This is a genomic window from Mycolicibacterium doricum (assembly GCF_010728155.1).
Taxonomy (GTDB): Bacteria; Actinomycetota; Actinomycetes; order Mycobacteriales; family Mycobacteriaceae; genus Mycobacterium; species Mycobacterium doricum.
Genome location: NZ_AP022605.1, coordinates 672,191 through 686,386, shown reverse-complemented (window position 1 = coordinate 686,386; position 14,196 = coordinate 672,191). Strand labels below are relative to the sequence as shown.

15 protein-coding genes and 4 pseudogenes are annotated in these 14,196 nt (G+C 68.5%); 7 read left to right on the top strand and 12 right to left on the bottom strand.

Annotation, left to right across the window (positions count from 1 at the left end):
- Nucleotides 1-99: 99 nt before the first annotated feature.
- The 6 genes and pseudogenes from G6N07_RS03495 to G6N07_RS03470 form a co-directional block, all read right to left on the bottom strand.
- Complete coding sequence (locus G6N07_RS03495; protein ID WP_085192458.1) at nucleotides 100-984, bottom strand: universal stress protein; 885 nt, start codon at nucleotides 982-984, stop codon at nucleotides 100-102.
- A gap of 244 nt (nucleotides 985-1,228) precedes the next feature.
- Nucleotides 1,229-2,230: a zinc-binding alcohol dehydrogenase family protein gene (locus G6N07_RS03490; protein ID WP_179960019.1), complete on the bottom strand. Its 1,002-nt coding sequence runs from the start codon at nucleotides 2,228-2,230 to the stop codon at nucleotides 1,229-1,231.
- A 19-nt stretch (nucleotides 2,231-2,249) separates the two neighbouring features.
- Nucleotides 2,250-3,053 (bottom strand): HPF/RaiA family ribosome-associated protein, encoded by an 804-nt coding sequence (locus tag G6N07_RS03485; protein ID WP_235849915.1) that lies wholly within the window; start codon nucleotides 3,051-3,053, stop codon nucleotides 2,250-2,252.
- A gap of 216 nt (nucleotides 3,054-3,269) precedes the next feature.
- Entirely contained in the window at nucleotides 3,270-4,484 is a 1,215-nt protein-coding gene (locus G6N07_RS03480) for a dihydrolipoamide acetyltransferase family protein (protein ID WP_085192366.1), read from the bottom strand.
- Nucleotides 4,481-5,140 (bottom strand): annotated as a pseudogene (locus G6N07_RS03475) (hypothetical protein). Before G6N07_RS03475 ends, G6N07_RS03480 begins: the two are co-directional and overlap by 4 nt.
- Before the next feature lie 75 nt (nucleotides 5,141-5,215).
- Entirely contained in the window at nucleotides 5,216-5,485 is a 270-nt protein-coding gene (locus G6N07_RS03470; protein WP_085192367.1) for a hypothetical protein, read from the bottom strand.
- A gap of 233 nt (nucleotides 5,486-5,718) precedes the next feature.
- Between G6N07_RS03470 and G6N07_RS20105 the strand changes: the two are divergent.
- The 4 genes and pseudogenes from G6N07_RS20105 to G6N07_RS19940 all read left to right on the top strand — a co-directional run.
- Nucleotides 5,719-6,067: pseudogene (locus G6N07_RS20105) on the top strand (hypothetical protein); the annotation flags it as partial.
- A gap of 32 nt (nucleotides 6,068-6,099) precedes the next feature.
- Nucleotides 6,100-6,367, top strand: a pseudogene (locus tag G6N07_RS20100) (helix-turn-helix domain-containing protein); the annotation flags it as partial.
- Between the two features lie 176 nt (nucleotides 6,368-6,543).
- Nucleotides 6,544-7,194, top strand: a pseudogene (locus G6N07_RS03460) (dienelactone hydrolase family protein); the annotation flags it as partial.
- Nucleotides 7,195-7,259: 65 nt separating this feature from the next.
- Nucleotides 7,260-7,556: a DUF5709 domain-containing protein gene (locus tag G6N07_RS19940; protein WP_220096646.1), complete on the top strand. Its 297-nt coding sequence runs from the start codon at nucleotides 7,260-7,262 to the stop codon at nucleotides 7,554-7,556.
- 178 nt (nucleotides 7,557-7,734) lie between these two features.
- Here the strand turns inward: G6N07_RS19940 and G6N07_RS03450 are convergent, their stop codons facing one another.
- On the bottom strand, nucleotides 7,735-8,001 hold the full coding sequence (locus G6N07_RS03450) for a DUF1918 domain-containing protein (protein ID WP_085192460.1): 267 nt from the start codon (nucleotides 7,999-8,001) through the stop codon (nucleotides 7,735-7,737).
- Nucleotides 8,002-8,323: 322 nt separating this feature from the next.
- Between G6N07_RS03450 and G6N07_RS03445 the strand changes: the two genes are divergently transcribed.
- Nucleotides 8,324-8,773 (top strand): pyridoxamine 5'-phosphate oxidase family protein, encoded by a 450-nt coding sequence (locus G6N07_RS03445; RefSeq protein WP_085192369.1) that lies wholly within the window; start codon nucleotides 8,324-8,326, stop codon nucleotides 8,771-8,773.
- Here the strand turns inward: G6N07_RS03445 and G6N07_RS03440 are convergent.
- From G6N07_RS03440 to G6N07_RS03430, 3 genes are read right to left on the bottom strand one after another with little or no spacing between them, the layout of a single operon-like run.
- Nucleotides 8,770-9,447 (bottom strand): hypothetical protein, encoded by a 678-nt coding sequence (locus G6N07_RS03440; protein ID WP_085192370.1) that lies wholly within the window; start codon nucleotides 9,445-9,447, stop codon nucleotides 8,770-8,772. The two genes, G6N07_RS03445 and G6N07_RS03440, sit on opposite strands and share 4 nt — an antisense overlap.
- A gap of 7 nt (nucleotides 9,448-9,454) precedes the next feature.
- The gene (locus G6N07_RS03435) at nucleotides 9,455-9,805 is read right to left on the bottom strand and encodes a cation transporting ATPase C-terminal domain-containing protein (RefSeq protein WP_085192371.1); all 351 of its coding nucleotides are present in this window, start codon (nucleotides 9,803-9,805) and stop codon (nucleotides 9,455-9,457) included.
- Nucleotides 9,802-10,083: a cation-transporting P-type ATPase gene (locus tag G6N07_RS03430; protein ID WP_085192372.1), complete on the bottom strand. Its 282-nt coding sequence runs from the start codon at nucleotides 10,081-10,083 to the stop codon at nucleotides 9,802-9,804. The genes G6N07_RS03435 and G6N07_RS03430 overlap by 4 nt, the downstream gene beginning before the upstream one ends.
- A gap of 215 nt (nucleotides 10,084-10,298) precedes the next feature.
- Here G6N07_RS03430 and G6N07_RS03425 point away from each other — a divergent pair, with 215 nt between their 5' ends.
- Complete coding sequence (locus tag G6N07_RS03425) at nucleotides 10,299-10,730, top strand: Hsp20/alpha crystallin family protein (RefSeq protein WP_085192373.1); 432 nt, start codon at nucleotides 10,299-10,301, stop codon at nucleotides 10,728-10,730.
- Between the two features lie 52 nt (nucleotides 10,731-10,782).
- A complete protein-coding gene (locus tag G6N07_RS03420) occupies nucleotides 10,783-12,825 on the top strand; it encodes an erythromycin esterase family protein (protein ID WP_085192461.1) in 2,043 nt (680 codons plus the stop codon).
- 120 nt (nucleotides 12,826-12,945) lie between these two features.
- On the opposite strand, the gene G6N07_RS03415 is transcribed toward G6N07_RS03420, so the two are convergent.
- Together G6N07_RS03415 and G6N07_RS20865 are read right to left on the bottom strand one after the other, a co-directional pair.
- On the bottom strand, nucleotides 12,946-13,752 hold the full coding sequence (locus G6N07_RS03415) for a universal stress protein (RefSeq protein WP_085192374.1): 807 nt from the start codon (nucleotides 13,750-13,752) through the stop codon (nucleotides 12,946-12,948).
- 28 nt (nucleotides 13,753-13,780) lie between these two features.
- On the bottom strand, nucleotides 13,781-14,008 hold the full coding sequence (locus tag G6N07_RS20865; RefSeq protein ID WP_085192375.1) for a hypothetical protein: 228 nt from the start codon (nucleotides 14,006-14,008) through the stop codon (nucleotides 13,781-13,783).
- Nucleotides 14,009-14,196: the final 188 nt, after the last annotated feature.

Sequence of the window (14,196 nt, the reverse complement as noted above, 5' to 3'; positions counted from 1 at the left end):
GCACGTCAAGGGCCGCGCCACACACCGGGCAGAACCCGGTCGTGGTGCGGTGATCCTCGGGGCACGCTGGCGACCCCTCGGCAGCCGGAGGGTTCAGGGTCATTGCGACCGGACCACGATCACCGGGACGTCGACCGCCTGCACGACAGCTGAGCTCACCGATCCGAGCAGCATGCCGGCGAATCCGCCGCGGCCATGGCTGCCCACCACCACGAGTTGGGCGTCCGCGGAGTGCTCGACGAGCCGCCGCGCGGGACTGTCGTACTCGACGACCCGTCGTACCCGAACCTCGGGATAGCGTTCCTGCCAGCCGGCGAGGCGCTCGGCCAGGGTCTCCTCGGCCTGGTCCCTGGACTCGTGCCAGTCCATTCCTGCACCGGGCAGCGCAACCACATCGATCCAGACGTGCACGGCCACGAGTTCGGCGCCGCGCTGGGCTGCTTCGTCGAAGGCCAGTGCGGTGGCCGCCTCGGAGGTCGGTGACCCGTCGATGCCGACGATCACCGGCGCATCGGCAGCCGGCAACCGGCCGCCCCGGCTGCGGACCACCGCGACCGGGCAATGCGCATGGTGGATCAGCCCGGCGCTGACCGAACCGAGCAGGACACGGCGGACTGCGCCGAGCCCGCGGGCCCCGACGACGACCATCTGCGCGTCCTTCGACGCATCGACGAGTGCTTCCACCGCCCCCGCGAACAGCACCTTGCTGCGCACCTCCGGGGTGGGTCCGGGACCGAACTCGGCCAGCAGCGCCTTGCGCGCACGGCCCAGCACGTCCTCGGCGTAATCCCTTTCGTACGCGGAGATCTGGTCCTGCAGCATGATGGTCGGCCAGCTGACGGCCATCGGCGTGACGACGTTGACGAGAGTCACCGGTCTGCCGGATGTCTGCGCCTTCCTTGCGGCCCACCGTACGGCGACCTCGGACTCCGGTGAGCCGTCGACACCGACCACGATCCCGTTGCGGCGTGTCGAACCGGGCATGTGCTGGCCGCTCACTTCGAGTGTCGTGAGGCGATGTGGGTGCTCACAATCGCCGTCCCGGCGATCACGACGGCGATCGGTACGGCTGCGGTCGGCCACTCCATGACGTTTCTCCCTGTCGGCGGCTGTTCTGTCTGTCGGCGGCTGTTCTGTCGGCTCGTCTCCGACGTTAAGATTTCCGCGCTGGGCACACCAGGGCCGTTGGTCCCGGGGTGGGATGCCGGTAGTCCTGTGCGGCGCGCGTTCAGACGAGCAGAACCGCGGCGCCGGCGATGCGGCCCGCGCTCAGCGCGTCGAGCGCATCGTCGGCTCGGTTCAGCGGGTATTCCGGGCTCGTCACCTCGATGTGATGGCGGCCGGCGAACTCGAGGAATGCCCGTGCGTCGGCGCGGGTGTTCGCCGTCACCGACCGCACCTGGCGCTCCTGGAACAGGTGGCGTTGATAATCCAGTGCAGGGATGTTGCTCAGATGAATGCCCGCGATGGCCAGCGTTCCACCGCGGTCGAGCCCCTCCAGCGCGGGCAACACCAGATCGCCGACGGGAGCGAACAGGATTGCGGCGTCGAGTTCGACCGGCGGCGGGTCGGCGGCGCCCTGCACCGATGCAGCGCCCAGCGCCCGTGCCAGCTCCCGCGCGTGCTCCCCCCGGGTCATGACGTGGACTTCGGCGCCCTGCGCGAGCGCCACCTGCGCGGTGATGTGGGCACTGCCGCCGAAGCCGTAGATGCCTAGCCGGCCGCCCGGCGGCAGATCCGCACGCAGTAACGACCGGTATCCGATGATGCCGGCGCACAACAGCGGCGCCAGCTCGGTGTCGGTGTATCCGGCTGGCAGCCGGTGAACGAAAGCCGCCGGCGCCGTGGTGAATTCGGCATATCCACCGTCGGCATCCCACCCCGTGTAGCGCGAGTGCGGGCACAGGTTCTCCTGCCCGCGGCGACAGTAGCGGCACTGCCCACAAGTGTGCCTGAGCCACGCCACGCCGACTCGGTCGCCCACCGCGAACTCGGAATCCGTTTCCGGACCGACGGTGACCACCTCCCCCACGACCTCGTGCCCCGGCGTCACGTGTTGACGGTGGACGGGCAGATCCCCCTCCGCGACGTGCAGGTCGGTGCGGCACACCCCGCATGCCCGTACGGCGATCAGGAGCTCACCGGGGCCGGGTTCGGGCACTTCGGTGGTGATCCACTCCAGCGGACGCGTGCCGATCGGCCCTGGGACGCGGATCCGCCAGGCATGCATCATCCGGGAAGTCACCGCTCTACCCCGCGGGCGTTATCAGTCCGTAGTGGCCGTCGTAGCGGTGATACAGCACGCAGGCACGTCCCTCGGCGGCGTCGATGAAGAACAGGAACGGCAGTCCGGACAGGTTCAGACGTTCCACGGCCTGCGCCGTCGTCAGGCAGGCCGCCGGCTGCTCACTGATGGTCACCGGTGACTCGAACGGCGCCAACTGCTCTCGAGGGGTCGGCGCCACGAGCGCCAGCCGGTATCCGGTGTCCCCGCCTCGGTACAGCACCGCGGCGTATCCGGTGGCCTTCTCGGTGAACAGATGGAACTCGTAGTCGAGCAGTTCCAGCTCCTGCGCCGCCTCGTCGACTGTGCATGCCGCCGGCGTGAACGACTTGCGGCGCACCACCTGGCGGTCCTGGGCTGGCCGGGGGAAGTGTCCGGGACGGTGCTGCGGTTCGGATCGGTGGCGCCACTCAGGTGGCTCACCGGTAGGTGCTCCACGCCGCCGCGCCTCCCGGTGTCCGGCGAGCCGCTCGAGCCGCCGCCGAAGTCGAGCGTCGAGCCGATCGATCGCCTCATGAGCCGTGGCGCCCTCGACCTGTGCCCGTACCAGCCGACCTTCCAGGTCGAGGTTCGCCTGTGCGATGACGGGCCGTTCCACCGCCGGGTCCGCATGCTTGGTGAGTCTGACCCGGGCGGCGAGCACGGGGCGGTCGGCGACGCGGCCCAGCCGGCCGATCTTGGCCCTGGCGTATTCGACGGCACCCGCCAAGTCGCCGCTGGTCGTGACGTTGACATCGAGATCAGGTGCTGATGAGGCCTTTTTGTTCACAAGAGCCTTTTTGTTCACAAGACATTGTGATACTCGAATCCCTCGCCGCCGAACAGGGCATTTGGTCACCGCCATCGGAGTCCGAGGATCCGGTCGCTCACGGTCGTCCACGCCCGCCCGCGCAGCGGCCCATCGTCCTGCAGCTCGTCGTCCTCACCTCCGGTGCGATCCTGGTCGACACCGCCACGACATCGTCGCGGATTCGTCGCTCGGGGCTCATGACGTCCGCCACTTCTCCAAGCCGTCAGGCTGCTCGAGCATTTCGTTGATCGCGGCGAGGAACGACGCACCGCGGTGGCCGTCGCTGGCTCGGTGATCGGCCGCCAGGGTGGTGGTCATCGCGGTCGCGATGCGGACACCACCGTCGACGGCACACACGCGCTGGGCCGGCTTGCCGAACCCGACCAGGGCGACTTGTGGCGGATAGATGACTCCGTGCACCGTGTCGACCCCCTGGTCGCCCAGATTGGTGACCGTGATGGACGGGTCCGACATCTCCGAACTGCGCAGCGAACCGGCCCGAGCGCGTGCCACCAGATCGGTCAGGGCCATCATGAGTTCGTCGATACTCTTGTCGGGGACGTCGTGGATCGCAGGCGCAACCAGTCCCCCGCCGCGCAGTGAGATGGCGACACCGACGTGCACGCCGTCGGCCCCGACGAACGCGTCGTCCCGCCAGAAGCCGTTGAATTCCGGAAAGCGGTGGGCTACGGCGCCGACGGCCTTGATCTGCAGGACCGCCGGCAGCACACGTTCGGTGATGGGCCGTGCGGCGTTGCGCTCAGCCAGCCACGCCAACGCCGGGTCCAGCAGGACTTCGTCGGCCAGGTAGTAGTGCGGTATCTCGCGCTTGGACCGGCTCATCGCAGCGGCTATCGACGCGCGCATCGCCGCGGCCCGGTCCCGTGCGGTCGACCCGTCACCCGGCTGCTTCGTCGCGGCCGCGGCCCGTTTCACGTCGTGGATCGTCACGGCGCCCTGCGGGCCGGTGCCGGCGAGTGCCTCGGCGTCGATGTTCAACGACGCCGCCAGCCGCCGGGCTGCCGGGGAGACCACCCATCGCCGATGCGGCCGGGTGACGATGGCTGGACCCGCGGCCGGAGCCGGCCTGCCGGCGCCTTCTGGCGGCTCGACGGCCACGGACGGTTCATGTTCCGTGCGCGGGGCCGCGGATGCTGTCGTCTGGGGCGTCTCACCCGGCGCGAGCAGCGTGGCCAACGGGGTCCCGACCCGCACGCTCTGGCCCTCCGACACGAGGAGCGCGTCGACGGTTCCCTCCTGCCGGCACTTGACTTCGACGGCGGACTTGGCCGTCTCGACGACCGCGACGACCTGGCCACGGGTGACGGTGTCACCGGAATTGATCAGCCACTGGTCAAGCATTCCCTCGTCCATGTCGCAGCCGAGGGCGGGCACCCGGAACTCGGTCATGCGGGACCGCCGCAGGGTTCCGTCGCCGCGGTCACGATCTGAGCGGTCTGTCGCAGCGCCGCCTGCTCGAGATGCTTGGCATAGGGCACCGGCACCTCGGCGCTGCACACCCTCGCCACGGACGCGTCGAATTCGCAGTCGACGCCTGCGAGCGCGCGTCGCTCGGCGGCGCCGAGGGTCTTCGGCAGCGACTCGCCGTAGGTTATGAGGGCGACGTCCGTCCCGGAGCGACGAATCGCCGCGCGGGCGATGTCGGTGGCGCGCAATGTCGTCACATCCGCCGACGAGTTGGCCAGCGCGACGTGCTCGAACACGATGACCGGGTCGTCGTCCGCCAGCGCGGTCATCACCATGCCGTATGCGTTGTCCACCGTCGCCGGGGCCACCACCTTGATCCCCGGTATGTGGGCGCAAGAAGAATGAAGTTCACCGTCACGATTTCGACGGTGGGACGCAGCCCACCCAGCGCAGCGCCGATCCTGACCCCGACGAACCAGAGCTCCGACAGTGCGGTGTCGGGGTTCCTCGAGGAGTCGCCTCGACGCGGCATAGGTGCCGCCGTAACGATCGACGTCCTCACCCTCACCCATCAGCGCCACCCGGTTAGCGGCCGCCGGCCTCCGTCCCCGCACAGGGATTCGGGACGGGCGCCTAATCGGATGTGGCACGTGTCTTGTCGTGGTCGGGTGAGATCGGGGTGATCCGGCAGTCCTCCGCGGTCTTGCGGATGATCATGGCTTGGACTGCTCTCCGGAGCTTTGGCTTAGGGCTCCGCAACGCACCGCCGGGGCGATGTTGTCCATGACGCGGTCGAGCAGCGTATGGTACACGGAGCCGTCGTCATACAGTCGGCGGTAGCCGTGGCGGAGGAGAAACGCACCGAGGCGCCGATCGACCGGCCAGTTACCGTAGACGGCCCCGGCGAACTCCGACCGGAGGAACTGCCACGCGACATCGTCGAAGTGACCTGACGTCGGGTTGTTGCGATCGATTGGGGCCATGGCGGTCCTTTCCGCTCGTGCAGTCGCCTTCATGGTTCGCGAAATCCTCCGGCGCCGATAGAGACAAAAGTCACCACACCGCGGTTACCCAGCTGTTGCGGGCTGAGTGGTCGGTCGTGTGTCTGGGAACAGAGATATGGGTCTGCCGGCGTGGGCTGAGTGTTAACCGTCTCTCTGATGACCACCCACGGGGTGTTGTGCCGTCGTTGATCCTGCCGATGTGGTGGTCAACAGTGGCGCGGGTGACCTGGTGGGCAACGGCTGACCAGATCCCGGTCGATGAGGTTCGGTCGATGAGGTCGTCACCGAAGTCGGTCAGCGCCAGCCTGGCAGCGCCGCAAGTTCCCGGCGCTGCTGGGTGATCCGACCGTAACGCGGATTGTGGTGCAACAGCCGATTGTGGTGCAACAGCCGATTGTGGTGCAACATCGGGATGGGTTCTGCCGGGCGGGCTCTGAGCTTAGCTGAGTGTGTCTCTGAAGTATGTTCAGGCGCCGGCCGCCCAAGGCCGTGAGGACCTCGATGTGGGCCCGGCTGTATGGCGAACGCGCTGCGGGCAACCGTGCTCGGCGTGGCCGTTGACGCGGCGCCCTGCATCGGGGACACGAGGCTGCGTGATGGCGCGTTCCGAGTGTCCCGACCGGTGCTGTGTGCAGGCGCGTTCTGGTTCACGTGGGAGATCCGACCGCCGAGCAGGCCTGTGCGTCGGCGCGGCATTTCGGCGCGCGTCGCAAGGCGTACAACGGGGCCGTCGCCGTGGGTCCGTGCAAACGCCGGCGCACCATCGAAGACCCGGTGTGCGTCAACGCCCAGACGGGGCAGCCGCCGTGGAGTCGGTGCTCGCCGGAGGTCTACGCCGATGGCATCGCCGGCGCGGTGGACGGGCGATCTCGGTCTCCACCTTCACCGGACGCGTCGGCGCCGCCCGGCGTGATCTTCGGCATCAGCTATGCCGGGACCGGGCCCTTCGGCCGTCCGCCGAAAGGCCTTTTGGCAGTATCGGAGCATCGCCGCTCGGCGACACACTTGGATTCGTGACGCGCTCCGACACATCCCTGATGCGCGACGAGGAAGTCCGCGTGGCTACCCGATCCGCCGTGGTGTCCGGTCACCTCGCCGTTCCCGAGCAGCCGCGGGGCGTCATCGTATTCGCCCATGGCAGCGGAAGCAGCCGACACAGCCCCCGGAACCGGTACGTCGCCGAGGTGTTGAACGGCGCCGGTTTCGCCACCCTGCTGTTCGATCTGCTGACCCCCGAGGAGGAGCGCGATCGCGCCAATGTCTTCGACATCGGGTTGCTCAGTTCGCGGCTGGTCGATGTGACCAGATGGTTGGCCGCAGAGCCGGAGACCGGCTCACTCCCGGTCGGTTACTTCGGGGCCAGCACCGGAGCCGGGGCTGCGCTGGCCGCGGCCGCTGATCCCGCGGTGGCGGTGGCGGCGGTGGTATCCCGGGGCGGTCGACCCGATCTGGCCGGGACTGCGCTCGCCCACGTCGAGGCTCCCACCCTGCTGATCGTGGGCGGACGCGATCCAGAGGTCCTGGCCCTCAACCGGCAGGCGCAGGCCGCCATACCCGGCGAGTGCGAGCTCGCCGTCGTCCCCGGCGCGACGCACCTCTTCGAGGAGCCCGGGACGCTTGTGCAGGTGGCCGAGTTGGCAAGTGCGTGGTTCGACCGGCATCTGGGTCGCCGGCCCGCCGGGGATTGACCCGCCGATTTCCAACGCCCGTTCACACGGTCTCGAGGAGATGACATGACCACCGATCCGTCCGGATCCGCGACCGGACCCGCAGCCGGCCAGTACAGCATCGAGGAGGAAGACCAGTTGACTTCGGAGGAGAGCCCGACTCTGCGGCCGTTGTCGAGGGGGCGGAGCGGGCAGTCGGCTTCCCGCGCCGGGGCGAGGTCGGCGGACCGCGTGCGGGCCGGCTCGTCGCGCCCGATCAAGGTTTCGGCGAGGACGACGAGGCCGACCTGGTCGCCACGGACGTCGGTATCGACGGTGGTGGGGCCTCCGCGGAGGAGGCGGCGGTCCATGTGATCGACGAAGACGACCCAGCAGAGGACTGAACAGAGGCGACGGATCGCCGTCGGCCGGTAAGGCGGCCGGCACATCGGACGGAAGCGACGGGCATCGCCACACTCCCCCGCGGTCGGCGATCTCGGGTCAGTCGCGGTAGAAACCCACGAACCGACGCGCAATCCGAGATGTGTGTGGGAAGCCGTCCTGCCCCCAGCCGGAGGGCGACTACTTCGCGTCGCCGCGGAGGATGGCCGACTGCACGGCCCCGAATCGGCGGCCGGCGCGTTCGCCGGCGGCGTGCTGCTCATCGGCGGTCAGGACCACCGCATCGGGGCCGGGGAAGACCGTCGCCACGTGATCGGTGTCGAGCCAGCGCACGACGTACGGCGGCGAACCGTCCGTGGAGTGCACCTCGGTGATCAAACCCCGTTGGTCGGGCCGATCGACCGTCGTTCCCTTGATGACGAGCCAGTCACCCACCTTGGCCTTCATGATGTCCCCTTCCATCCGGTAACCAATATCGTCCACCCGGTCCGCGCGGGATAGGGGCAGGAGGACACCAGCCCGCGGGTCGAACGTCCCCCCGGTCTCCGAGCGATGGGGACTTTCGGCTCTGTTGCCCGCGCTGTCCAGGCCGCCTGGGAATCGGCCGCACGATCCGCAACGGGGATCGGCCTGCCGCCCACGCGATCACCGAGTCCGCCGGTCGACGTGACCGCGACCGCATCACCGTGGTCCCGGCCAACTGACGTTGGCATCGCAAGGTGGAACCTTCGGCAGCGGCGTCCCTGCGCAGCGCGATAGCGTCGTAGCCATGTCAGATGCAAACGTGCCGGATCGAACCAAGCCCGATGCCCCCGAGCCGGTCTCCGTCCTCCCCCAGAGCGAATGCTGGCACCTGTTAGCCAGTGTGTCTCTCGGCCGGCTCATCACCAGCGTCGACGGCCAGCCCGAGATCTTCCCGGTCAACTTCGTCGTGCAGCGGCACACGGTGTTGTTCCGCACCGCAGAAGGGACCAAGCTGGTGAGTACGGCCGTCAACCACAATGTGCTTTTCGAGGCCGATGACCACAACGTCGCCGAAGGCTGGAGCGTCGTGGTCAAGGGTGTGGCCCGGATCCTGCACGATGCCGACGAACTGGCCGAAGCCGAACGCGCGCAATTGCTTCCGTGGACCTCGACGGTCAAACAGCACTATGTCCGGATTCGCCCGCTGGGCGTCACCGGACGACGGTTCGTCTTCGGCGCCGGGATGGTGCGCTAACCGACGCGGTGCACCTCTGCACTCGCCGGGGCCGCGGCCGCCCCCGCCTGGCGGTGGCTCTCCGCGCGGCGCTTGATGCCGAGCAGCATGCCGCGGGTGAGCATTGCCCTCGCCGGCCCGAACAGTTCGGCGAGCATGACCTCGCCGGGGTGCCGCAATCCGAGCCGGGATCTGATCAGCAACCGGCAGCGGTCCACCCCGCGGGGCATCAGATGGAACGACCAGACCATGGTCCAGGGCACTCCCGGCGGTTCGGCGAACAGCACGACGGTCTTTCCCTCCACGAGTTCGGCGACCCGCATCTCGATACCGTCCTCCAACCAGAGCCATCCCTTCGGCGCCAGCCTCACCGGGTCCCCCACCGCGAGGTGCTGCCACTCGTCGTGGACCTGATCGGCGTTGCGGTACCGCAGGCCCAGGGTGTTCTCCAGGCGCTCGTAGCTGTAGAGACCGCCCCGGTCCTGACCCATCTGCACCAGCCACGGCCACGTCGACTCGGCGGGCGCCTCGATCGAAACCGCCTCGGTGGCTTGGAGCACCGGTGGGTGGACCAATCCATCACCGGGCAGGTGGCTGGCGGACTCCGCTTTGGTGGTGCCCCAGTCACGGAAGTAGCGCCTCGCCGCATACAGCAGGGCGGCAACTGCGCCCACCTTCACCACATCGCTCCTCATGCGTTCCTCATGCGTTCCAGCCTGCCCGGTCGCACCAAGCGCGACTAGGGCCGGTAGTCCCTTGCCGTTGCCGCCGTAGCCGTTTGTACGCCGCATCCACGACGACGACCGCGGGCATGGCGCAGAGCGCGACGGTGAAGCCGGTGACCGACGGACCGGCCTGCCCGAGCAGACGTGCGACCGGGGGAACGTAGAGCAGGATCACCAGGACGGCCAACTCGACGGCGATCGCCGCCACCAGCAGCCGGTTCGTCCGCATCGACACAGCCCACGCCGGTCGGGTGGCGCTGCGGCACGCGAACGCGTTCGCCACCTGAGCGAGCACGATTGCGGTGAACGCCGCGCCCGACGCGGTCACAAGGGGCTGTCAGCTGTTGCGGTGTGCTGTGCCCGCTCCTCTTGCGCGAAGGCGAAAAGTCCGTTGGGTACCACCACGATCAGGATCGCGACACCCAGCTGCGGGAGCCCCGCCACGAACGCCAGCCCGCTGGCCGACCCGAACACCAACGCGAAGAAATGCACGAGTTGCGCCGCCAGGCGCCGCCACCACGGCGCCGCCCGCCGCATCGGCAGTCGGTTGGGTCCTTCCGCAGCCAGTCGGCGCGCGGCCTCGGCGGTAGTGAGCCTCCGGCAGATCGCGCTTGCATATCCGCTTCTGGAACCGTCGCCACCCTGCCCGCTTCCATGGTTTCACCGCCCGACCGGCCTCGGTGATCTCACCGTAAGCAGGCGATGCGGTGCACGTCGCCGGACGAACGGCCCCCATCGGGAGGACTTCAGTCCCTATCGGGCGCCGCTCCGGTGGTGGTCGGATATGGATGTCGCAGTTACCGAACTCCTAGGGAGCGCTCATGAGCAATGTCGATGTGCAACAACATCACCGCCCGTCCTGGCCTGACATCAACGACTTCTTCTCCGGCTTTCCGGCGTGGGGGAATCGGCGCACGGTGTTCGGCGGGCACCCCATCAAGGTTGAAGAAGACATCAAGGATGACAAGTACGAACTGAAGGCCGAGATCCCCGGGGTGGATCCGGAGAAGGACGTCGACGTGGTGGTGCACGAGGGCGTGCTCACCATCAAGGCTGAGCGCAGCGAGAAGAAGGAGTCCAATGGCCGCTCGGAGTTCTCCTACGGGTCCTTCACCCGTTCGGTGACCCTGCCGGCAGGTGCCAACGAGGACGGCATCTCGGCCGGCTACGACAAGGGCATCCTCACCGTGTCAGTGCCGCTCAAGGAGCCCGCCAGCCCTGAGAAGCACATCACGGTCAAACCGGCGGAGTGACCGCTGCGCGGTCACGCCTGATCCGCCGCGACGAAGCTCATTGGACAAGACGATGACTCAGACTCACCGACCGTTGCAAAGCCCCCGGCGGGTCTTCCGGGACCGCCGGGAGGCCGGTCGGGTGTTGGCGAACCTGCTCACCGCCTACCGGGGCAGAGCTGACGTGATCGTGTTGGGGCTGGCACGTGGCGGCATCCCGGTGGCGTGGGAGGTCGCCGCGGCCCTCGACGCTCCCCTCGACGCGTTCATCGTGCGTAAGCTGGGGGCGCCGGGGCACGAGGAGTTCGCGATGGGAGCGCTGGCCACCGGGGGGCGCGTGGTGGTCAACGACGACATCGTGCGCGCGCTGCGGGTCAGCCCCCAGCAGCTGCGCGACATCGCCGAGCGGGAAGGGCGCGAACTGTTCCGCAGGGAAGCCGCCTACCGGCCCGGGCGCCCCCCGCTCGACGTGGCCGGCAAGACGGTCGTCCTGGTCGACGACGGACTGGCGACCGGAGCCAGCATGATGGCGGCGGTGCAGGCCCTGCGCGACGCCGAACCGGCCGAGATCGTGGTGGCGGTACCCGCCGCGCCGGAGTCGACCTGCCAGGAGATACTCGGCCTCGCCGATGACCTGGTCTGCGCCAGCATGCCGACGCCATTCGTCGCCGTCGGCGAATCTTTCTGGGATTTCCGGCAGGTCAGCGACGAGGAGGTCCGCGAGTATCTCGCCACCCCGACGACGGGCGTCGCCACCGAAGCCACGGCGACCACCCCGACACCGGACGCAGTGGTGCGCAGGTGCGCGGTGGACGCACCGAACGGTGTGCCGCCGACCGACGCACTGGAGGAGATCGTCGGTGACGCCCGCGTGGTCCTGATCGGCGAGGGCTCACACGGCACCCACGAGTTCTACGCGGCGCGCGCAGCGATCACCAAGTGGCTCGTCGAGCAGAAGGGTTTCTGCGCAGTCGCCGCGGAGGCGGACTGGCCCGACGCCTACCGCGTCAACCGCTATGTCCGTGGCCTGGGTCAGGACACCAACGCAGAGCAGGCCCTGAGCGGATTCCAGCGCTTCCCGGCGTGGATGTGGCGCAACACGGTGGTGCGGGACTTCGTCGAGTGGCTGCACGCCCACAACCGACAACACCCGTTCCTCGATCAACGCCAGACCGGGTTCTACGGCCTGGACCTCTACAGCCTGCACCGCTCCATGGAAGAGGTGATCTCCTACCTGGACCGGGTCGATCCGCGGGCCGCCGCCCGGGCGCGCCGCCGCTACGCCTGCTTCGACCACGCGGCCGCCGACGACGGTCAGGCCTACGGTTACGCCGCCGCCTTCGGCGCGGGGCTGTCCTGTGAGCGCGAGGCGGTGGACCAGTTGATCGACATGCACCGCAGCGCAATCGACTACCTGCGGCGCGACGGCCTGGTCGCCGAAGACGAGCTGTTCTACGCCCAGCAGAACGCTCAGACCGTCCGCGACGCCGAGGTCTACTACCGTGCAATGTTCAGCGGCCGGGTGACGTCGTGGAATCTGCGTGATCGACACATGGCCAAGACGCTGGAGTCGCTGTTGACTCACCTCGACCGCCACCGCGGCGGCACGCCCGCACGAATCGTGGTGTGGGCCCACAACTCTCATGTGGGTGACGCCAGAGCCACCGAGGTGGCCACCGACGGTCAGCTGACCCTGGGTCAGCTCACCCGCCAGCGATTCGGCGACAGCTGCCGCCTGATCGGCCTGACCACTTACAGCGGCACCGTCACCGCGGCGAGTGAATGGGGGGGCGCCGCCGAGCGCAAAGTCGTGCGGCCGGCGCTGAACGGCAGCGTCGAGGAGTTGTTCCACGAGGCCGACCGGCCCGCGTTCCTCATCTCACCGATGATCAGCCGCGCTGCCGCCGAACCACTGTCGACGGTACGGTTGGGCCGCGCGATCGGCGTCATCTACCTTCCGGCCACCGAGCGCCAGAGCCACTACTACCATGTCCGGCCTGCCGATCAGTACGACGCGATCATCCACGTCGACAAGACGCGAGCACTCGAACCGCTGGAAGTCACCAGCGGGTGGGAAGCCGGCGAGACGCCCGAGACATATCCCAGCGGCTTGTGAGGTCCGGCGGCTTGTGAGGTCGCGGTATGGGGCGGCATGACCACCAGCCAGTGCCCACCAGTGCCCGGGTCAGGAATGGTCGAAGTTCGACTGTGCCCCGGACCACTGTGCCCGGACCACTCAGCCCCGGACCACGAGGACCGACGAACGGCCGTGCGTCAACTTCGGATAGCCGGGCCGGCCCAGTATTCCACCGAGTTCGCCGGCGTCGGCCGCGCCTATCACCGTCAGGTCGATCGGTTCGTCATGCTCACGGACGAAGTGAGCGACACCCCCTCGGGCGGCGATCGGATAGATGTGGACGTCGTCGAAGCGCTTCCGCCACTGCTCGACGGTGCGGTCGAGTTCGTTGCGGCCGGCGCCATCCCGAGGTTGCCGTCCCAGGAGAAGCACCGGCAATCCGCGGAGTCGCGCTTCCCGCATCGCGCCTGAGATGACGACCTCGTCGTCGGGTGCGCCGGCCGCCGCAGCGAGGAGCCAACGGATTCCGCTCGACCCGCCGGGGTCGGGTGGCCGTATCACGGCCACCGGGCAGTCGGCCTGCTCGGCGACATCCGTTGCGGTGGAACCCAAGATGGACTTGGCGTATCGTCCGATCCCCACCGAGCCGACGCATACGAGTTGTGCGTCACGGGACCGGGCGATGAGGACCGCCGCGGGCTGGCCGGTCGCGATCTCCGTGTCCACCTTCACCGGACGCCCAGTGCCCTCGACCGCCGTGCGCGCCGCGCGAAGTGACGCCTCGGCGTGGTGTAGTTCCCGTTGGTACTCGTCGGCGGACGGATGCATGGACCTCATCACGCAGATGAGCACCAAGGGGACGGATCGGCTGACCGCCTCCTCCACCGCCCACATCGCGGCATTGATCGCCGCGTCGGACCCGTCGATGCCCACCAGAACCGGGGAGAACTGCCGTGTGCCGTTCACGATTGCACGTCCTTTCTGAGCGCCGTCGTCACGAGTCGTCCACCGGCGGCCTCGGCTGGTATTCGCCGCTCGGCCGTAGCGATGCGGGACTTGTGGCGGTACCCAGCCGCACAGAGACGACGCGTTCCCCCCCGCGCCGGGCGAAAACGATCGACACTCCGTCGATCTCCATGCCGTCGATCCCCATGCCGTCGATCCCAATGCCGTCGATCCCCATGCTGATGTATCCAGGCAGCCAGCGCACGACGGACGGCACCCCCCACCACCCACCGGTGCAGGTCCCGGTGGAAGCCGAGCAATGTGGCGTCGACCACTGAGAGGCGCTTTTCGAGTTCCCAGCGGGTCCGAACGATTGCGATCATCAGGTGCCCGTTCGTTGAGTGGAACGAGGCATCGCCGGCGTCCTCAGAATCGGACATGCACGGGTCGGAGACGTCACGAACA

Coding starts and splice junctions, on each gene's coding strand:
- G6N07_RS03495 (WP_085192458.1), bottom strand. CDS start 984: ATGCCCGGTTCGACACGCCGCAACGGGATCGTGGTCGGTGTCGACGGC.
- G6N07_RS03490 (WP_179960019.1), bottom strand. CDS start 2,230: ATGCATGCCTGGCGGATCCGCGTCCCAGGGCCGATCGGCACGCGTCCG.
- G6N07_RS03480 (WP_085192366.1), bottom strand. CDS start 4,484: ATGACCGAGTTCCGGGTGCCCGCCCTCGGCTGCGACATGGACGAGGGA.
- G6N07_RS03470 (WP_085192367.1), bottom strand. CDS start 5,485: ATGGCCCCAATCGATCGCAACAACCCGACGTCAGGTCACTTCGACGAT.
- G6N07_RS03450 (WP_085192460.1), bottom strand. CDS start 8,001: ATGAAGGCCAAGGTGGGTGACTGGCTCGTCATCAAGGGAACGACGGTC.
- G6N07_RS03445 (WP_085192369.1), top strand. CDS start 8,324: ATGTCAGATGCAAACGTGCCGGATCGAACCAAGCCCGATGCCCCCGAG.
- G6N07_RS03440 (WP_085192370.1), bottom strand. CDS start 9,447: ATGAGGAGCGATGTGGTGAAGGTGGGCGCAGTTGCCGCCCTGCTGTAT.
- G6N07_RS03425 (WP_085192373.1), top strand. CDS start 10,299: ATGAGCAATGTCGATGTGCAACAACATCACCGCCCGTCCTGGCCTGAC.
- G6N07_RS03420 (WP_085192461.1), top strand. CDS start 10,783: ATGACTCAGACTCACCGACCGTTGCAAAGCCCCCGGCGGGTCTTCCGG.